At 60.7% G+C, this 15,426-nt stretch carries 14 protein-coding genes; 8 read left to right on the top strand and 6 right to left on the bottom strand.

What is annotated here, in order from left to right; translation table 11 throughout:
- Positions 1 to 25: 25 nt before the first annotated feature.
- The 3 genes from P2T68_RS10255 to gcl form a co-directional block, all read right to left on the bottom strand.
- On the bottom strand, positions 26 to 916 hold the full coding sequence (locus P2T68_RS10255) for a 2-hydroxy-3-oxopropionate reductase (RefSeq protein ID WP_024074280.1): 891 nt from the start codon (positions 914 to 916) through the stop codon (positions 26 to 28).
- A gap of 161 nt (positions 917 to 1,077) precedes the next feature.
- Entirely contained in the window at positions 1,078 to 1,860 is a 783-nt protein-coding gene (gene hyi, locus P2T68_RS10260) for a hydroxypyruvate isomerase (RefSeq protein WP_069075577.1), read from the bottom strand.
- A 10-nt stretch (positions 1,861 to 1,870) separates the two neighbouring features.
- Complete coding sequence (gcl, locus tag P2T68_RS10265; RefSeq protein ID WP_024074282.1) at positions 1,871 to 3,646, bottom strand: glyoxylate carboligase; 1,776 nt, start codon at positions 3,644 to 3,646, stop codon at positions 1,871 to 1,873.
- A 256-nt stretch (positions 3,647 to 3,902) separates the two neighbouring features.
- On the opposite strand from gcl, the gene P2T68_RS10270 reads away from it, so the two are divergent.
- Positions 3,903 to 4,343, top strand: a complete 441-nt coding sequence (locus P2T68_RS10270; protein WP_024074283.1) for a heme-binding protein — start codon at positions 3,903 to 3,905, stop codon at positions 4,341 to 4,343.
- Positions 4,344 to 4,461: 118 nt separating this feature from the next.
- Here P2T68_RS10270 and P2T68_RS10275 read toward each other — a convergent pair whose 3' ends face one another.
- On the bottom strand, positions 4,462 to 5,067 hold the full coding sequence (locus P2T68_RS10275) for a TetR/AcrR family transcriptional regulator (RefSeq protein WP_024074284.1): 606 nt from the start codon (positions 5,065 to 5,067) through the stop codon (positions 4,462 to 4,464).
- 301 nt (positions 5,068 to 5,368) lie between these two features.
- On the opposite strand from P2T68_RS10275, the gene P2T68_RS10280 reads away from it, so the two are divergent.
- The 7 genes from P2T68_RS10280 (at position 5,369) to P2T68_RS10310 (ending at position 13,226) form a co-directional block, all read left to right on the top strand.
- Positions 5,369 to 6,385, top strand: a complete 1,017-nt coding sequence (locus P2T68_RS10280; RefSeq protein WP_024074285.1) for a LacI family DNA-binding transcriptional regulator — start codon at positions 5,369 to 5,371, stop codon at positions 6,383 to 6,385.
- A 147-nt stretch (positions 6,386 to 6,532) separates the two neighbouring features.
- Entirely contained in the window at positions 6,533 to 7,357 is an 825-nt protein-coding gene (locus tag P2T68_RS10285) for an inositol monophosphatase family protein (protein WP_024074286.1), read from the top strand.
- Between the two features lie 61 nt (positions 7,358 to 7,418).
- Positions 7,419 to 8,789, top strand: coding sequence for an MFS transporter (locus tag P2T68_RS10290; RefSeq protein WP_024074287.1), 1,371 nt, complete (start codon positions 7,419 to 7,421; stop codon positions 8,787 to 8,789).
- A 105-nt stretch (positions 8,790 to 8,894) separates the two neighbouring features.
- Positions 8,895 to 9,614 (top strand): oligogalacturonate-specific porin KdgM family protein, encoded by a 720-nt coding sequence (locus tag P2T68_RS10295; protein WP_277379326.1) that lies wholly within the window; start codon positions 8,895 to 8,897, stop codon positions 9,612 to 9,614.
- Positions 9,615 to 9,630: 16 nt separating this feature from the next.
- Positions 9,631 to 10,908: a histidine-type phosphatase gene (locus P2T68_RS10300; RefSeq protein ID WP_024074289.1), complete on the top strand. Its 1,278-nt coding sequence runs from the start codon at positions 9,631 to 9,633 to the stop codon at positions 10,906 to 10,908.
- 69 nt (positions 10,909 to 10,977) lie between these two features.
- The gene (locus P2T68_RS10305; RefSeq protein ID WP_041160877.1) at positions 10,978 to 12,264 is read left to right on the top strand and encodes a histidine-type phosphatase; all 1,287 of its coding nucleotides are present in this window, start codon (positions 10,978 to 10,980) and stop codon (positions 12,262 to 12,264) included.
- A gap of 47 nt (positions 12,265 to 12,311) precedes the next feature.
- Positions 12,312 to 13,226: a DUF808 domain-containing protein gene (locus P2T68_RS10310; RefSeq protein WP_069075579.1), complete on the top strand. Its 915-nt coding sequence runs from the start codon at positions 12,312 to 12,314 to the stop codon at positions 13,224 to 13,226.
- Between the two features lie 55 nt (positions 13,227 to 13,281).
- On the opposite strand, the gene P2T68_RS10315 is transcribed toward P2T68_RS10310, so the two are convergent.
- Together P2T68_RS10315 and P2T68_RS10320 are read right to left on the bottom strand one after the other, a co-directional pair.
- Entirely contained in the window at positions 13,282 to 14,070 is a 789-nt protein-coding gene (locus P2T68_RS10315) for a VacJ family lipoprotein (protein ID WP_024074292.1), read from the bottom strand.
- Positions 14,063 to 15,361 (bottom strand): serine protein kinase PrkA, encoded by a 1,299-nt coding sequence (locus P2T68_RS10320; protein ID WP_024074293.1) that lies wholly within the window; start codon positions 15,359 to 15,361, stop codon positions 14,063 to 14,065. Before P2T68_RS10320 ends, P2T68_RS10315 begins: the two co-directional genes overlap by 8 nt.
- Between the last annotated feature and the right edge of the window lie 65 nt (positions 15,362 to 15,426).

Here is a 15,426-nt window from a genome sequence, read left to right on the forward strand (position 1 = left end):
TCCTACAGGGGACTGTGTAGAGGGGTTATTTATCGCGAATCGAGAAATTCGCCATATGCTCCAACCCCTTGATCAACGCCGAGTGATCCCAGTTACCGCCGCCAATCGCCGTGCAGGTGCTGAATACCTGTTGGGTGCCGGCGGTGTTCGGCAGGTTGATCCCCAGTTCCTTGGCCCCGGCCAGCGCCAGGTTCAGGTCCTTCTGATGCAGGTTGATGCGAAAGCCCGGATCGAAGGTGCCCTTGATCATGCGTTCGCCGTGCACTTCGAGGATCTTCGACGAGGCAAAGCCACCCATCAGCGCTTCACGTACCTTGGCCGGGTCGGCGCCGTTTTTGGCCGCGAACAGCAGCGCTTCGGCCACCGCCTGGATATTCAGCGCGACGATGATCTGGTTGGCCACCTTGGCGGTCTGGCCATCGCCATTGCCACCGACCAGGGTGATGTTCTTGCCCATGGCCTGGAACAGCGGCAGGGCACGCTCAAAGGTCTGCGGTTCGCCGCCGACCATGATGCTCAAGGTGCCGGCCTTGGCGCCGACTTCACCGCCGGACACCGGGGCATCCAGGTACTGTGCGCCGGTCTCGTTGATCTTGGCGGCGAACGCTTTGGTCGCAGTGGGCGAGATCGAGCTCATGTCGATCACCACCTTGTTCGGCGACAACCCGGCAGCCACGCCGTCGGCGCGGAACAGCACGTCATCGACCTGCGGGGTGTCGGGCACCATGACGATGATGAACTCGGCTTCCTGGGCAACTTGCTGCGGGTTGGCCAGGGCCACGGCACCGGCTGCGATCAGTGCTTCTGGCGCCTTGCCGTGATGCTCGGACAGGAACAGTTGGTGACCGGCTTTTTGCAGGTTGGCAGCCATGGGTTGGCCCATGATGCCGGTGCCGATAAATCCGATTTTAGCCATGATGAAATCCTCTTTTTATTAGCGCGGTCCGCCAGACACCGCAGATTCAAGGTGGGAGGGGGCTTGCTCCCGATAGCGGTGTGTTAGACGAAATGGTGTTGACTGACTCGCCGCCATCGGGGGCAAGCCCCCGCCCACATTTTGGTTTTGGGTGGTGCCTGTCAGATGGCGTTATGGGTTTTGAGCCAACCCAAACCCGCTTCGGTGGTGGTCAACGGCTTGTACTCACAGCCCACCCAACCCTGGTACCCAATCCGATCCAGATGTTCGAACAGGAAGCGATAGTTGATCTCCCCAGTCCCCGGCTCATTACGCCCCGGGTTATCCGCCAGCTGGATATGGTTGATCTCACTCAGGTGCGCGGCCATGGTGCGGGCCAGATCACCTTCCATGATTTGCATGTGATAGATGTCGTATTGCAGGAACAGGTTGGCACTGCCCACCTGCTCGCGGATCGACAGGGCCTGGGCGGTGTTATTCAGGTAGAAGCCTGGAATATCACGGGTATTGATCGCCTCCATCACCAGCTTGATGCCCACTGCTTGCAGTTTGTCGGCGGCGTACTTGAGGTTGGCGACAAAGGTTTTTTCCAGGGTTGCATCATCAACGCCCTGGGGCCGGATACCCGCCAGGCAGTTGACCTGCGTATTACCCAGCACCTGGGCATAGGCGATGGCCAAGTTGACCCCCGCGCGGAATTCCTCGACCCGATCCGGGTGGCAGGCCAGGCCGCGTTCGCCCTTGGCCCAGTCACCGGCCGGCAGGTTGAACAGCACTTGGGTCAGGCCATGGGCATCCAACTGTGCCTTGATGTCGGCTGAGCTGAACTCGTAGGGGAACAGGTATTCCACCCCACTGAAGCCTGCCTCGGCAGCGGCTTTGAAGCGAGCAAGAAAGTCCTGTTCGGTAAACAGCATGGACAGGTTGGCGGCGAAGCGCGGCATAGGGTTCTCCTTAATCGAGCAGGGAAATGGCGGTCGGCGCATCATTGCCGACCAAGGCCAGGTCTTCGAATTCATTGACGGCGTTGATCTCGGTGCCCATGGAAATATTGGTCACGCGCTCCAGAATAATCTCAACGATCACCGGGACCTTGAATTCTTCGATCATCGCCTCGGCCTTGCGCAACGCCGGCGCAATCTGGCTCGGCTCGAACACGCGCAGGGCCTTGCACCCCAGGCCTTCGGCAACCGCGACGTGGTCCACGCCATAGCCGTTGAGTTCCGGGGCGTTGAGGTTGTCGAAGGACAGCTGCACGCAGTAGTCCATTTCAAAGCCACGCTGGGCCTGGCGGATCAGCCCCAGGTAGGAGTTGTTCACCACCACGTGGATGTACGGCAGCTTGAACTGCGCGCCCACGGCCAGCTCTTCGATCATGAACTGGAAGTCATAGTCGCCGGACAGCGCCACCACTTTGCGGCTCGGGTCGGCCTTGACCACGCCCAGCGCTGCCGGGATGGTCCAGCCCAATGGGCCAGCCTGGCCGCAGTTGATCCAATGGCGTGGCTGGTAGACGTGCAGGAATTGCGCGCCGGCAATCTGCGACAGGCCGATGGTGCTGACGTAGCAGGTGTCTTTGCCGAACACCTGGTTCATCTCTTCGTACACCCGTTGCGGCTTGACCGGCACGTTGTCGAAGTGGGTCTTGCGGTGCAGGGTGGCTTTGCGCTGCTGGCAATCATGCAGCCAGGCGCTGCGGTCCTTGAGTAAGCCTGCGGCTTTCCACTCGCGGGCCACTTCGATAAACATCGTCAGGGCGGCGCCCGCGTCGGAAACAATACCCAGGTCGGGGGTGAAGACGCGGCCGATCTGCGTCGGCTCGATGTCGACGTGAATGAATTTACGCCCCTGGGTGTACACCTCCACCGAGCCCGTGTGGCGGTTGGCCCAGCGGTTGCCGATGCCCAGCACCACATCTGACTTGAGCAGCGTGGCGTTGCCGTAACGGTGGGAGGTTTGCAGGCCGACCATGCCCACCATCAGCGGGTGATCGTCCGGGATGGTGCCCCAGCCCATCAGGGTCGGGATCACTGGAATGCCGGTCAGCTCGGCGAACTCCACCAGCAGCTCGCTGGCGTCGGCGTTGATCACGCCGCCACCGCTTACCAGCAGCGGGCGTTCGGCCTGGTCCAGCAGTGCCAGGGCTTTCTCCACCTGGATGCGTGTGGCCAGGGGTTTGGCCAGGGGCAGTGGCTGGTAGGCGTCGATATCGAATTCGATCTCGGCCATCTGCACGTCGAACGGCAGGTCGATCAGCACCGGACCGGGGCGGCCGGAGCGCATTTCGTAGAAGGCTTTCTGGAACGCGTAGGGCACCTGGCCGGGTTCCAGGACGGTGGTTGCCCATTTGGTCACCGGCTTGACGATGCTGGTGATGTCCACGGCCTGGAAGTCTTCCTTGTGCATGCGTGCCCGCGGCGCCTGGCCGGTGATGCACAGGATCGGGATCGAGTCGGCCGAGGCGCTGTAGAGGCCGGTGACCATATCGGTGCCCGCCGGGCCCGAAGTGCCGATGCACACGCCGATATTGCCGGCCTTGGTGCGGGTGTAGCCCTCGGCCATGTGCGAGGCGCCTTCAACGTGGCGAGCAAGGACGTGATCGATGCCACCCACTTTCTGCAAGGCCGAATACAGTGGGTTGATCGCGGCGCCTGGGATACCGAAGGCGGTGTCCACGCCTTCACGGCGCATCACTAAAACGGCGGCTTCGATTGCTCTCATTTTGCTCATTGTTTTGGTGCCTCTTGCGTTTTGTAATTGTATACAAGTGGTGTTTGTCCAAAGTGTATTCACGGCGAGCGACATAGGTCAATGCATTTTATGTGCGGTCCTTTGCGTTCGTCGGAAGGCAGTTTTTCGACGGATGGAGGGTTTGTTAAGAAATATTGTATACAATAAATAAAATAATTGTGTTCTATTTGTTTGATCGAGCATCTGATCAAACAGACCTCCACGGCGTTACCCATAACAAGATAAGGACGGCACCATGAGCGCTTTAACCTTGAAAATTGCCACCCAACTGGCCAGCCAGGCCCTTACCGCTGGCCGTACGATTTCAGCCGCGCCGCTGACCATCGCGGTACTGGACAGCGGCGGTCACTTGATCACCTTGCAACGGGAAGACGGTGCCAGCCTGCTGCGCCCGCAAATCGCCATCGGCAAGGCCTGGGGGGCGATCGCCTTGGGCAAAGGCTCACGCCTGCTGGCGCTGGATGCGCAGCAGCGCCCGGCGTTTATCGCGGCGTTGAACAGCCTGGGGCAGGGCAGCGTGGTGCCGGCACCGGGCGGGGTGTTGATTCGCGATCAGGCGGGGTTGGTGTTGGGGGCGATCGGGATCAGTGGGGATACGTCGGATATTGACGAGCAGTGTGCGATCACGGCGATCGAGGGGGTGGGGTTGATGGCGGATGCGGGGGTGTCAGCTTGAGGATTGGGTGACTGTCAGGGCCTCATCGGGGGCAAGCCCCTCCCACATTTTGAACTGCGAACATGGTCAAAATTGTGGGAGGGGGCTTGCCCCCGATTGGCCCAGGCCCCCCGGTGTATCAGTCCGGCTCACACCCCTTGAGCACCAACCGAATAATCGTCTGCGCCGCGGCTTCATAATCGGCCTCATCCAGCTTGGCTTTGCCGGTCACCGCCGAGATCTGCCAGTCAAAATCCGCATATGTCTGCGTCGCCGCCCAGATGCTGAACATCAGGTGATTTGGATCGATCGGTGCAATCAACCCGCGATCCACCCAGCTCTGGATGCAGTCGATATTGTGCTTGGCCTGGGCGTTGAGCTGTTCAACCTGCTCGGTGCTCAGGTGCGGGGCGCCATGCATGATTTCGCTGGCGAACACCTTGGAGGCGAACGGCAGGTCGCGGGAGATACGGATTTTCGAGCGGATGTAGTTGCTGAGCACCACCGAAGGCTCACCCTCGGGGTTGAACGGCGTGGAAGCCGCCAGGATCGGCTCGATAATGCTCTCGAGCACCTCGCGGTAGAGGTTGTCCTTGGACTTGAAGTAGTAATAGACGTTGGGCTTGGGCAACCCGGCCTTGGCGGCGATGTCGCTGGTCTTGGTCGCGGCGAAGCCCTTGTCGGCAAACTCCTCGCTGGCCGCCCGCAGGATCTTTTCTTTGTTGCGCTCGCGAATGGTGCTCATAAAGTGCTCAGTCTCACAGATACTGTTTTTTTTTGACGGCGTCTGTTGCCGCCATTCTGCGTCGCCGCTCCTCCCCCTAGCGAGCTATGAGTCGTCGCGGCTCCTTGCCTGACGACAACAGCCACTCGCCAAAAGAGAAACGTATCTATGAAACTGAGCACGGGATGTTTCCTTGCCAGGACAGGCGGTCGGGCATGGTAGCACCGGCTTCGCGCGAGCCTCAAGAATGCGCCATTGCCGCGCTTTCCCTGGGCTGCGTTTGCCATTACCGTATCGGCTCTTTTGCAGTGGTCGATTGCCGATGGACACCTCTGAAAAAAACGTGATTACGTCCCTGGATGTGGCCCGGCATGCCGGTGTTTCGCGCTCGGCGGTGTCGCGCACGTTCACCCCGGGTGCCAGCGTGGCCCCCGCCACCCGCGAAAAGGTGCTGGCCTCGGCCAAGGCCCTGGGTTATCAGGTCAATATGATTGCCCGCACCATGAACAAGGGCAGCAGCAACTTTGTCGGTGTGGTCACTGCCGGTTTCGACAGTGCGTTTCGCGCCAGCCTCTTGAGCCCCATCGCCCATAGCCTGAGCCGTCGTGGCTTGATGCCCTTGTTGATGAATGCCGATGACCCGGCGCAGCTTGAGCAGTCGTTGCATGCGTTGCTCAGCTACCAGATTGCCGGGGTGATCCTGACCTCGGCCTCGCCGCCGTTGTCGGTGGTCCAGCATTACCTGGATCGGCAGATTCCGGTGGCGATGATCAACCGTGGCCATGAACTGGCCGGGGCTGAAGTGGTGGGCAGTGATAACCGCGCCGGTGGGCGTATGGCTGCCGATGCCTTGCTCAAGGGCGGCGCGCGGCGCCTGGCGTTTGTGGGCCAGGGCGCGCATAACTTCAGCAGCCGCGAGCGCTGGCTGGGGTTTTCCCAGCGCCTGGCCGAGGTGGGGGTCGAGGCGCAGACGGTGTTTAATGAAACCCCGGGTTATCAGGGCGGCATGCAGGCGTTGCTGGCGTTGTTCAGCCAGGGGGAGGGACCGGACGCGATCTTCTGTGCAACCGATATGCTGGCACTCGGGGTGATGGACGCATTGCGCTTTACGTTGCACCTCCAGGTGCCGCAACAGGTGCAGGTGATCGGCTTTGACGATATCGCCCAGGCTGCGCAATTGGCCTACGACCTGACCACCGTGCGCCAGGACAGTGTGCAACTGGCGCAACGCGCCGTCGGTGCTATTGTCGCGCGGGGGGAGAACTTCATGCGGGTCGCTGAATTCGAGCCGGTGCCTGTGACCTTGATCGAACGCGGCACGACGAAAATTCAGAAATAAAATTTCAATAATAGCTTGAAGAGAAAATTTATTTCGTGTTGTATGGGCAGTAATCGGTGAATGGCCGGCCTCCCCAAAAAGGCGTGCCTTCACTTTTTTTTCCCGAACGATTGCACACGTGTGCAATCGACGCTGAAGGTAAGGCTTATGACACAAGCAGAGACATTACCGCGCCTCGATCATCTGGCCGCGCGTTACGCGCTGGTGCGTCAGGTCGCGATGGAAGCCGCGCGGCGTGGCATGACGTATTACCAGCAGCGCGAGCAATTGCATGTTGAACATAAAGGGGCTGTCCCCCAGGACGTGGTCAGCATCGCCGACCGCGAGTTGGAGGTGTTTATCAAGGCGCGCCTGGCCGAGCAGTTTCCCGAGGATGGCTTCGTGGGCGAGGAGGGCGGCGCGGCCGGCTTGCAAGCGCGTTGTGTGTGGGTGGTCGACCCCATTGACGGTACCAGTTGCTTCGTCAATGGCCTGCACACCTGGTGCGTGTCCATCGGCCTGCTGGTGGACGGTCAACCCTGGCTCGGTGCCGTGGCCGACGCCAACCACAACGAGCTGTTCCACGCCTGCCGCGGCCTGGGCGCCTATGTGAATGACACGCCGATCCGGGTCAGCCCGGCCGCCGATATTCGATACGGTGTGACCGGCGTCGGCACCTCCCACCGGCGTGGCAAGGAGCACTTCATCCCGTTTCTCACTGGCTTGCTGGAGGGCGGCGGCATGTTTATTCGCAATGGTTCCGGCGCGCTGATGATCGCCTACGTCGCGGCTGGGCGCCTGGTGGGCTACTACGAAACCCATATCAACAGTTGGGATTGTGCGGCGGGGTTGGTGCTGGTCAGTGAAGCCGGTGGCCGTTGCAGCGATTTCCTGCGCGGTGATGGTCTGCTCGGCGGCAACCCGTTGCTGGTGGCCAGCGCCCAGGTGTACCCGCAACTGGCCGAGTTGATCGGCCCGTCACTGGAGGCTTGAGCCCTTTTTACGATCTGCGTTTGAACGTACAGCGAATAATAACAATAGGAGACTGTCCGCCATGAATTCCCTGCTGTCCTTGTTCCATGCCGCGCCTGCGCGACCTCTGGTGGCCGACCCCGATGGGCGACGTTTTCGCCGGGTGCGTTGGCTGACCTTTTTATCCATGTCCCTGAGCTATGCGCTGTTCTACGTGTGCCGGCTGTCCTTCAATGTGGCCAAGCCGGCGCTGGTGGGGCAGAACCTGCTCAGCCCAACGCAACTGGGCATGATCGGTTCCGCGCTGTTCTTCACCTATGCCGTGGGTAAGCTGGTCAACGGCTTCCTGGCCGACCATGCCAATGTGCGGCGCTTCATGATGCTCGGGTTGTTGATCAGCGCGGTGGTCAACGCCTGCATGGGCCTGACCACCAACGCGATCATTCTCACCCTGGCCTGGGGTCTGAACGGTTGGGCCCAGTCCATGGGCGTGGGGCCGTGCGTGGTGTCGTTGTCGCGCTGGTACGCCGACAAGGAGCGCGGCACGTTCTATGGCTTCTGGTCGATTGCCCACAGCCTGGGCGAGGCGTTGACCTACATCGCAGTCGCCGCCGTGATCGTCACCTGGGGCTGGCAGTACGGCTATTTCCTGGCGACTGCCATGGGCGTGCTCGGTATGTTGCTGATCTACCTGTTCATGGCCGACTCGCCGCAGAGCGCAGGCTTTGCAGAAGTGGACGGTGGCCGCGAAGAAGTGCTGTTGAAGACCGTCGGCAAGTGGGGCGCGCAATTGGCACTCCTGAAAAATCCGGCGCTGTGGCTGCTGGCCCTGGCCTCCTGCCTGATGTATATCGGCCGCTATGCGGTGATTTCCTGGGGCGTGTTCTTCCTTGAAAACGCCAAGGGCTACAACACATTGTCGGCTTCGGCGCTGATCTCCATCACCGGTGTATTCGGCATTGTCGGCACGGGCCTCAGTGGGCTGGTGTCCGATCGCTTCTTCGATGGCCGGCGTCATGGCCTGGCGATCCTGTTCGGCTTGATGAACAGTGCGTCGCTGGGGATGTTTCTGTTCCTGCCTGGGGGCCACTACTGGCTGGATGCGCTGGCCATGATGTTGTTCGGCCTTTCCATGGGCGCGTTGCTGTGTTTTCTCGGCGGCTTGATGGCCGTGGACATTGCCGCCAAAAGCGCAGCCGGTGCAGCGCTGGGCATGATCGGCATTGCCAGCTACGCCGGGGCAGCGGCGGGCGAGATTCTCACCGGGGTGTTGATCGAACACGGCACCACCCTGGCCCAGGACGGCAGCAAGCTGTACGACTTCCATACCCTGTCGCTGTTCTGGCTGGGCGCTTCGCTGATTTCGGTATTGATGACCGCGCTGTTTTCCGGGCAAGTTCACCGCCGTAAACGAAAACAACAGCTTTTGATCGATACCCCGTTAACTAACTGACTACCTCTTGGTTTCACCCGTTCCGAGTCATCGGAAGCCGTACCGCTGTGCGCGTAAAACAGCAAAGTTGTCGTGTCATCCACAATAAAAATAACAGGTAAAAACATGAAGAAATTGAGCGCTGGACATCATAAGAAAGCATTAAGGCGATATTCGTTTATTGGTCTGGTCATTGCCTCTAGCACCACCCAGGCGCTGGAACTGGACTACCAGCACCAGTATTCGGAAGTGGAGCGTGAGCATAAGGACAAGGTGATGCTGACCCAGGCCCTGGACAATGGCCTGGCGTTCTCCTTCGAAGCGGTGATGGCCACCGCGCCTGACAGCGACGGCCAGCCGGGCAAGGCGTTTTCGCGGCTGACCAAGGAAGAACTCAAGGCCAAGGTCAAGTACAGCCACAAGTTGGGGGCCAAGTGGAAGGTCAAGCCCAAGTTCACCTATGCCGACGGCAAGGATAAGAAATCCTATAAGCCGTCGTTGAAAGTATCCTATGCCATCACTGATAAGTTCTCCATTACCCCGGGGTATTACCACAAACTCACGCGGTATGACGAAGAGGGCAAGGCGGATAAACACGACGATGCGCTGGAGTTGGGCGCCAAGTACAAGTTTGGCCTGTTGTCGGTCGGTGTCGGGCGCAAGCAGATATACAGCAATCAGATTGTCTTCGACGGTACACGCCAGAATTACAGCAATAAGCTGCTGTTCGAATACAAACTCACCAACTACTTGACCCCATACCTGGAAGTGGCCGACGTGTATGTCGACAAGAACACTGACCAGCGCCAGGCCCGCTACCGCGTGGGCTTCTCCTACGAATTCTGATGAAAGGAACCTGAGCATGACCCTATTCAATCGTATGGGCCTGGCTGCGGCTGCGCTGACGCTATGCACCGGCCTCCAGGCTGCCGAAGCCAGCCATTACGTGCTGGAAAAAGCCGTGCAGGTCAGCCGCCATGGCGTGCGCTCACCCACCGATACCGACAAGCTGGTCAAAGCTACCGGCCGTGCCTGGACCCCATGGCTGGTGCAGGATGGCGAACTGACCGGCCATGGCTACCTGGCCGCCAGTTACATGGGCGCCTGGCAAGCGGCGTATTACCGCGATGCCGGCCTGTTGGCCAGTGGCTGTCCGCAAGCTGGGAGCCTGGTCGCCGTGGCCAGTCCCAAGCAGCGCACGCGTTCCACCGCCGCCGCGCTGCTCGATGGCATGTTCCCCGGCTGCGGCGAAAAAGCCCTTGCACGCAACAAGCCAGACCCGTTGTTCCAGACAGATGAAATGCCTTTCGCCAAGATCGACCCGGCCATCGCCAAGGCCCAGATCCTGCAAGCCCTGGGCGGTAACCTGCAAGCCGCCGAGGAGCGCCTGCGCCCGGACCTGGAGCGCCTGAAAAACGCGGTGTGCGAAGTGGGCAAGGCGTGCCCGTTCTTCGACACGCCATGGGCCTTGAAAGAAGGGGATGGCGGGCGGTTCAAGATCAAGGGGCTGGATAAGGCGTCGTCGATGGCCGAGACCATTCGCCTGCAGTACAGCGAGGGCATGCCCCTGACCGATGTCGCCTTCGGCCATGCTCGCGATGCTGCGCAAGTCTCGGCCCTGGGGCGTCTGCACCGGGCCAAATACGACTTCATCAACGACACGCCGCACATTGCCAGCCGTGGCGGCTCGCAGTTGATGAACCAGATTGTGCTGGCCCTGGAACAGGGCACTCCCTTGGAGAAAAATGATCCGCTGGGCAACCCGCCGCCGGCGCGCCTGTTGATGCTGGTGGCCCACGACACCAATATCTCGCACCTGCGCACGATGCTCGGGTTTACCTGGCAACTTGGCGAGTATCAGCCGGGCAATATCCCGCCCACCGGCACCTTGGCGTTCGAGCGCTACCGCGACACCCAGACCGGTGAGCGCTTTATCCGCACGCGGTTTATCACCCAGGGCATGGATCAGATACGCGCCCTGCAACGTCTGGGGCCTGAGCATCCACCGTTGCAAGCCGACTTCGATCAGCCAGGCTGCCAGCACACCGCTGTTGGTACCCTGTGCCCGATGGCGCAGTTTGTCGAGCGCACGGGTCGCGCCATTGACCGCACGGCGCTGACCGCTTACCGCTATCCCTGATCCGGCATGGCCATTCCCGTTCGTCCAGCGTGGGAATGGCCCTCCGTAGACCCGACACAGGACACCGTTATGTTCGCTTGCTTCGTACGATTGACCCCCTTGTTACTGGCCGGTCTGGTTTCACTCCAGACCCAGGCCGCGCCCGCCGACGGTTTTGTGCTGGACAAGGTGGTGCAGGTCAGCCGCCACGGCGTACGCCCGCCCACCGACAGTGCGAAACTGGCCAAGGTCACCGGTCGCGGGTTGCCCAATTGGTCGGTGCCGGATGGGCATTTGACCGGCCACGGTTACGCAGCGGCCGTGGAGATGGGCCGCTATCGTGGCCAGGTCTTGCGCGCCGCCGGCCTGCTGCCCAATGGCTGCCCGGCGCCCGGTGAAGTGTTTGTGCGCGCCAGCCCCCTGCAACGCACCCAGGCCACGGCGTCGGCGTTGCTCGATGGCCTGTTTCCTGGCTGCGGGTTGCAACCGAGCGTGGTGCAGGGCGATAAGGATGCGCTGTTCCAGGCCGACAAAATGCCTTTCGCTCGCCTGGACCCGCAGCGCGCTGAAGACAGCGTGCTGGCCCGCATGGGCGGTAGCGTGGCCGGTGCTCAAGCCCGTTACCACGAGGCTGAACAGCAATTGCGCAAGGTGATCTGCGGTACGTCCGGCGCGTGTGCCTACGCGGCTGAGCCTTGGCAATTGACCCAGGATGAAGACGGTCGCCTGGCGATCAAGGGGTTGAACACCCAAGCCAACCTCGGCGAGACCTTTCGCCTGGAGTACAGCGAAGGCTTGCCGCTGGATCAAGTCGCCTTTGGCCATGGGCGCAGTGCGCAGCAGGTGTCTCAACTGACTGCGTTGACCAAGGCCAAGTACGACTTCATCAACGACAGCCTGTACATCGCCAGCCGCGGTGGTTCGCAACTGATGAACCAGATTTCCCTGGCGCTCAAACAAGGCACGCCACAGGCCGCGCCAGACCCCCTGGGCATGCCGCCCGACGCGCGTTTCACCCTGCTGGTGGCCCATGACACCAATATTTCCTACCTGCGCACGCTGCTGGGGTTTCGCTGGACCCTGGGGGACTACCTGGAGGGCAATATCCCGCCGGTGGGCAGCCTGCAATTCGAGCGCTACAAGCAGGTCGCGAGCGGGCGCTATTTCCTGCGGGTGGCGTTCGAGGCGCAGTCCCTGGAGCAGATTCGTCAGTTGACGCCGTTGTCGATGTCTCAGCCGCCGTTACACGCCGATATGGCCGGTGCTGAGGGCTGTGTCGACACAAACGCGGGCGTACTGTGTCCATTAGCCAGTGCCTTGCAACGGCTGGATCGAAACATCGATCGCACCGCGCTGACGCCTTACCACTATCCATAACCCCCCGAGCCTCCTATCCTCGGCAAAACTTTTCCGAGGAGCGGAACATGGCAGGAAGCAGCTTACTGGTACTGATCGACGACATCGCCGCCGTCCTCGACGATGTCGCCCTGATGACCAAGATGGCCGCCAAGAAGACCGCCGGCGTGCTCGGCGATGACTTGGCGCTCAACGCCCAGCAAGTTTCCGGTGTGCGCGCCGAACGGGAAATTCCGGTGGTGTGGGCGGTGGCCAAGGGCTCGTTTATCAACAAGTTGATCCTGGTGCCCACTGCGCTGTTGATCAGTGCCTTCGCGCCCTGGGCGGTGACGCCGTTGTTGATGCTCGGCGGCGCCTACCTGTGTTTCGAAGGCTTTGAGAAACTCGCGCATAAATTCCTGCACAGCAAAGCTGAAGACCAGGCCGAACACACGCAATTGGTCGAAGCCGTGGCCGACCCGGCAACCGATCTGGTGGCCTTTGAAAAGGACAAGATCAAAGGGGCGATCCGCACCGACTTTATCCTCTCGGCGGAAATCATCGCTATTACCCTCGGCACCGTGGCCGATGCGCCCTTGATGCAACAGGTGATCGTGCTGTCGGGCATTGCCATTGTCATGACCATCGGCGTCTACGGACTGGTGGCCGGTATCGTCAAGCTGGATGACTTGGGCCTGTGGCTCACCCAGAAGCCCGGCCAGATGGCGCGCAGTATCGGCGGCGGGATCCTGCGGGCGGCGCCGTACATGATGAAGAGCTTGTCGGTGATAGGGACGGCGGCGATGTTCCTGGTCGGCGGCGGCATCCTGACCCATGGCGTGCCGGTGGTGCATCACTGGATCGAGGGCGTGAGCCAGAGCACCGGTGGATTGGCGTGGTTGATGCCGACGTTACTGAATGCGGTGGCGGGGGTTATCGCTGGGGCGCTCGTATTGGCGCTGGTCAGCGTGGTGGGCAAGATCTGGAAAGCGCTCAAGGCATAAATCGCCGACACAAAAAAAGGCCATTCAATCGAATGGCCTTTTTTGTCGGCGTTATTTACTCGGCAATCTGCAACTTGCGTGATTCGGTATAGATGTAGCGCACCTTCTCGTACTCGAACGGCGAGTTCATCTGACCGTAGCGGAAGCTGGTCTGGTAGCGCTTGTCCACGGCACGCAGGGCCCAGATTTCCGGGTGGTTGGAGCTGACTTCGGAGACGTTCAGGAAGTTGATCTCGGTTTCGGCACCGTAGTCGACGATCAGGCCGGTGGTGTCGCGCAGGTTCGACGGGCCGAAGATCGGCAGCACCAGGTAGGCGCCGCCGGGTACGCCGTAGAAGCCCAGGGTCTGGCCGAAGTCTTCGCTCTGGCGCGGCAGGCCCATGGCGGTAGCCGGGTCCCACAGGCCGGCGATGCCGATGGTGGTGTTGAGCAACAGGCGCCCGGTGGTTTCCAGGGAGCGATGGCCCTTGAGCTGCAACAGGCTGTTCAACAGATTGGGGACGTCGCCCAGGTTGTTGAAGAAGTTGCTCACGCCGGTCCGCAGGAAGCTTGGCGTGACGTAGCGGTAACCGTCGACCACCGGCAGGAACACCCATTGGTCGAAGCGGTAGTTGAAGTGGTAAACGCGGCGGTTCCACGACTCCAGCGGGTCATACACGTTGAGTGCGGTGAGCGACGAACGCTCGAACTCGCGTTGGTCCAGGCCCGGGTTGAACTTGAGTTTGGTCAGCGGTTCCTTGAAACCGTCGGAATCTACTACGGTCGGTGTGTGGGCCTTGCTGTTGTCGGCATTGGCCACGCCTGCGCACATTAAAGCGGCGAGCAGAAGAAGATATTTAGCCACGGAAGAACTCCAGCATGGCGTCGGCGTTGACGCGGTAATTGAGGTTGCCGCAGTGGCCGCCCAGTGGGTAGACGGTCAAGCGATCGCCGAAGGTTTTACGTAGGAAACCGAGGTCGCCGGGGCCCAGGATCACGTCGTCGGCATTGTGCATGACGGCAATTTTCGGGCTGTCGTGCAGGTAGTCCTTGAGGGCGTACAGGCTGACCTGGTCAACCAGTTGCAACAGACTGCCGCCATCGGAGCGGGCGCGCCACATCGGGATTACCTGCTCAGTGAGGTAGCAGTCGAAGTCGCATTGCAGCGCACGCTTGAGGAATGGCGTGAGGCTGGTGCCTTCGGTGATCGGGTACTTCGGCGGGATGATCAGGCCGCGGCGGTTGATCAGGTCCGAGGTGAAGGCGATGTCGGCCGCCGAGAAGCGAAACGAGGTGCCGATCAGCATGGCCATCTGTTCGTTGGTCAGGTGCTGCTTGGAGTTCTGGAAGTCGTAGAGCAGGGCATCGTTGAGGTCGATGTAGCCCTTTTGCTGGAAGTAGCGGGTCAGTTTATTCAGCACCAGCTCATAGAAAGTGGTGGTGTTGTTGATGCCCTTGACCTCGGTCTGTACCAGCTTGTCGAGGTTGGTGACCGAGGTATACAGGTTGACCGGTGGGTTAAGCAGCAGCACTTTCTTGAAGTTGAAGCTGCGACGGGTCTCGTCGAGCTTGCTGACAAACGCCGCGTCCAGGGCGCCAAGGCTGTAGCCGGTAAGGTAGAAGTCGGTCACCGGCAGCGAGGCGTTCTGTGCGCGCACGGCCTGCATCACGCGGTACATATCTTCGGCATCTTCCTGGCTGATGCCGGGGGTGGCGAAGCGCGAAGCCGAGGCGATGAAGTCGAAGCTGGTCGGCGAAGACAATTGCACCACGTGGTAGCCGGCCTGGTAATACAGCTTTTTCAGGTACTCGTTGATGCTGCTGTCAAAGCGCGCGCCGGTGCCGGCGATCAGGAAGATCAGCGGCGCGGCGCGATCCTGCTTGGCGATGCGGTAGGTCAGTTTCTTCACCGCCCAGAAATTGTCGGGCAGGCTGAATTCGCGCTCGGGGCGCATGTTCAGGGTGTAGTCGGACTGGTTGATCTCGTCGTCGGTCGGCAGTTTGGGCCGAAGGTCAGGCGGAGTGGTGGCGATGGTCGCTTCGAACGGGTTCGTCAAAGGGAAGCCATAGCTGGCTTGGTCAATGTCGACGGCCAGTGCTGACGCACTCAAAAATAGGCTGCCCAGCAAGGCAGCACAGCGCAAGGAACGGAGCATGACTTAATCCCTAAGAGGAAACGTGCTGAATGAAGTTCGCAGGCTATGACCACCGCGTTGCCACC

Origin of the sequence: Pseudomonas sp. G11, from assembly GCF_029457515.1 — a bacterium.
Classification (GTDB): domain Bacteria; phylum Pseudomonadota; class Gammaproteobacteria; order Pseudomonadales; family Pseudomonadaceae; genus Aquipseudomonas; species Aquipseudomonas gorinensis.

Bases quoted from the DNA above. Each gene is read 5' to 3' on its own strand.
- P2T68_RS10255 (WP_024074280.1), bottom strand. From the start codon at position 916: ATGGCTAAAATCGGATTTATCGGCACCGGCATCATGGGCCAACCCATG.
- P2T68_RS10280 (WP_024074285.1), top strand. From the start codon at position 5,369: ATGGACACCTCTGAAAAAAACGTGATTACGTCCCTGGATGTGGCCCGG.
- P2T68_RS10295 (WP_277379326.1), top strand. From the start codon at position 8,895: ATGAAGAAATTGAGCGCTGGACATCATAAGAAAGCATTAAGGCGATAT.
- gcl (WP_024074282.1), bottom strand. From the start codon at position 3,646: ATGAGCAAAATGAGAGCAATCGAAGCCGCCGTTTTAGTGATGCGCCGT.
- P2T68_RS10300 (WP_024074289.1), top strand. From the start codon at position 9,631: ATGACCCTATTCAATCGTATGGGCCTGGCTGCGGCTGCGCTGACGCTA.
- P2T68_RS10305 (WP_041160877.1), top strand. From the start codon at position 10,978: ATGTTCGCTTGCTTCGTACGATTGACCCCCTTGTTACTGGCCGGTCTG.
- P2T68_RS10285 (WP_024074286.1), top strand. From the start codon at position 6,533: ATGACACAAGCAGAGACATTACCGCGCCTCGATCATCTGGCCGCGCGT.
- P2T68_RS10320 (WP_024074293.1), bottom strand. From the start codon at position 15,361: ATGCTCCGTTCCTTGCGCTGTGCTGCCTTGCTGGGCAGCCTATTTTTG.
- P2T68_RS10275 (WP_024074284.1), bottom strand. From the start codon at position 5,067: ATGAGCACCATTCGCGAGCGCAACAAAGAAAAGATCCTGCGGGCGGCC.
- P2T68_RS10270 (WP_024074283.1), top strand. From the start codon at position 3,903: ATGAGCGCTTTAACCTTGAAAATTGCCACCCAACTGGCCAGCCAGGCC.
- P2T68_RS10290 (WP_024074287.1), top strand. From the start codon at position 7,419: ATGAATTCCCTGCTGTCCTTGTTCCATGCCGCGCCTGCGCGACCTCTG.
- P2T68_RS10310 (WP_069075579.1), top strand. From the start codon at position 12,312: ATGGCAGGAAGCAGCTTACTGGTACTGATCGACGACATCGCCGCCGTC.
- hyi (WP_069075577.1), bottom strand. From the start codon at position 1,860: ATGCCGCGCTTCGCCGCCAACCTGTCCATGCTGTTTACCGAACAGGAC.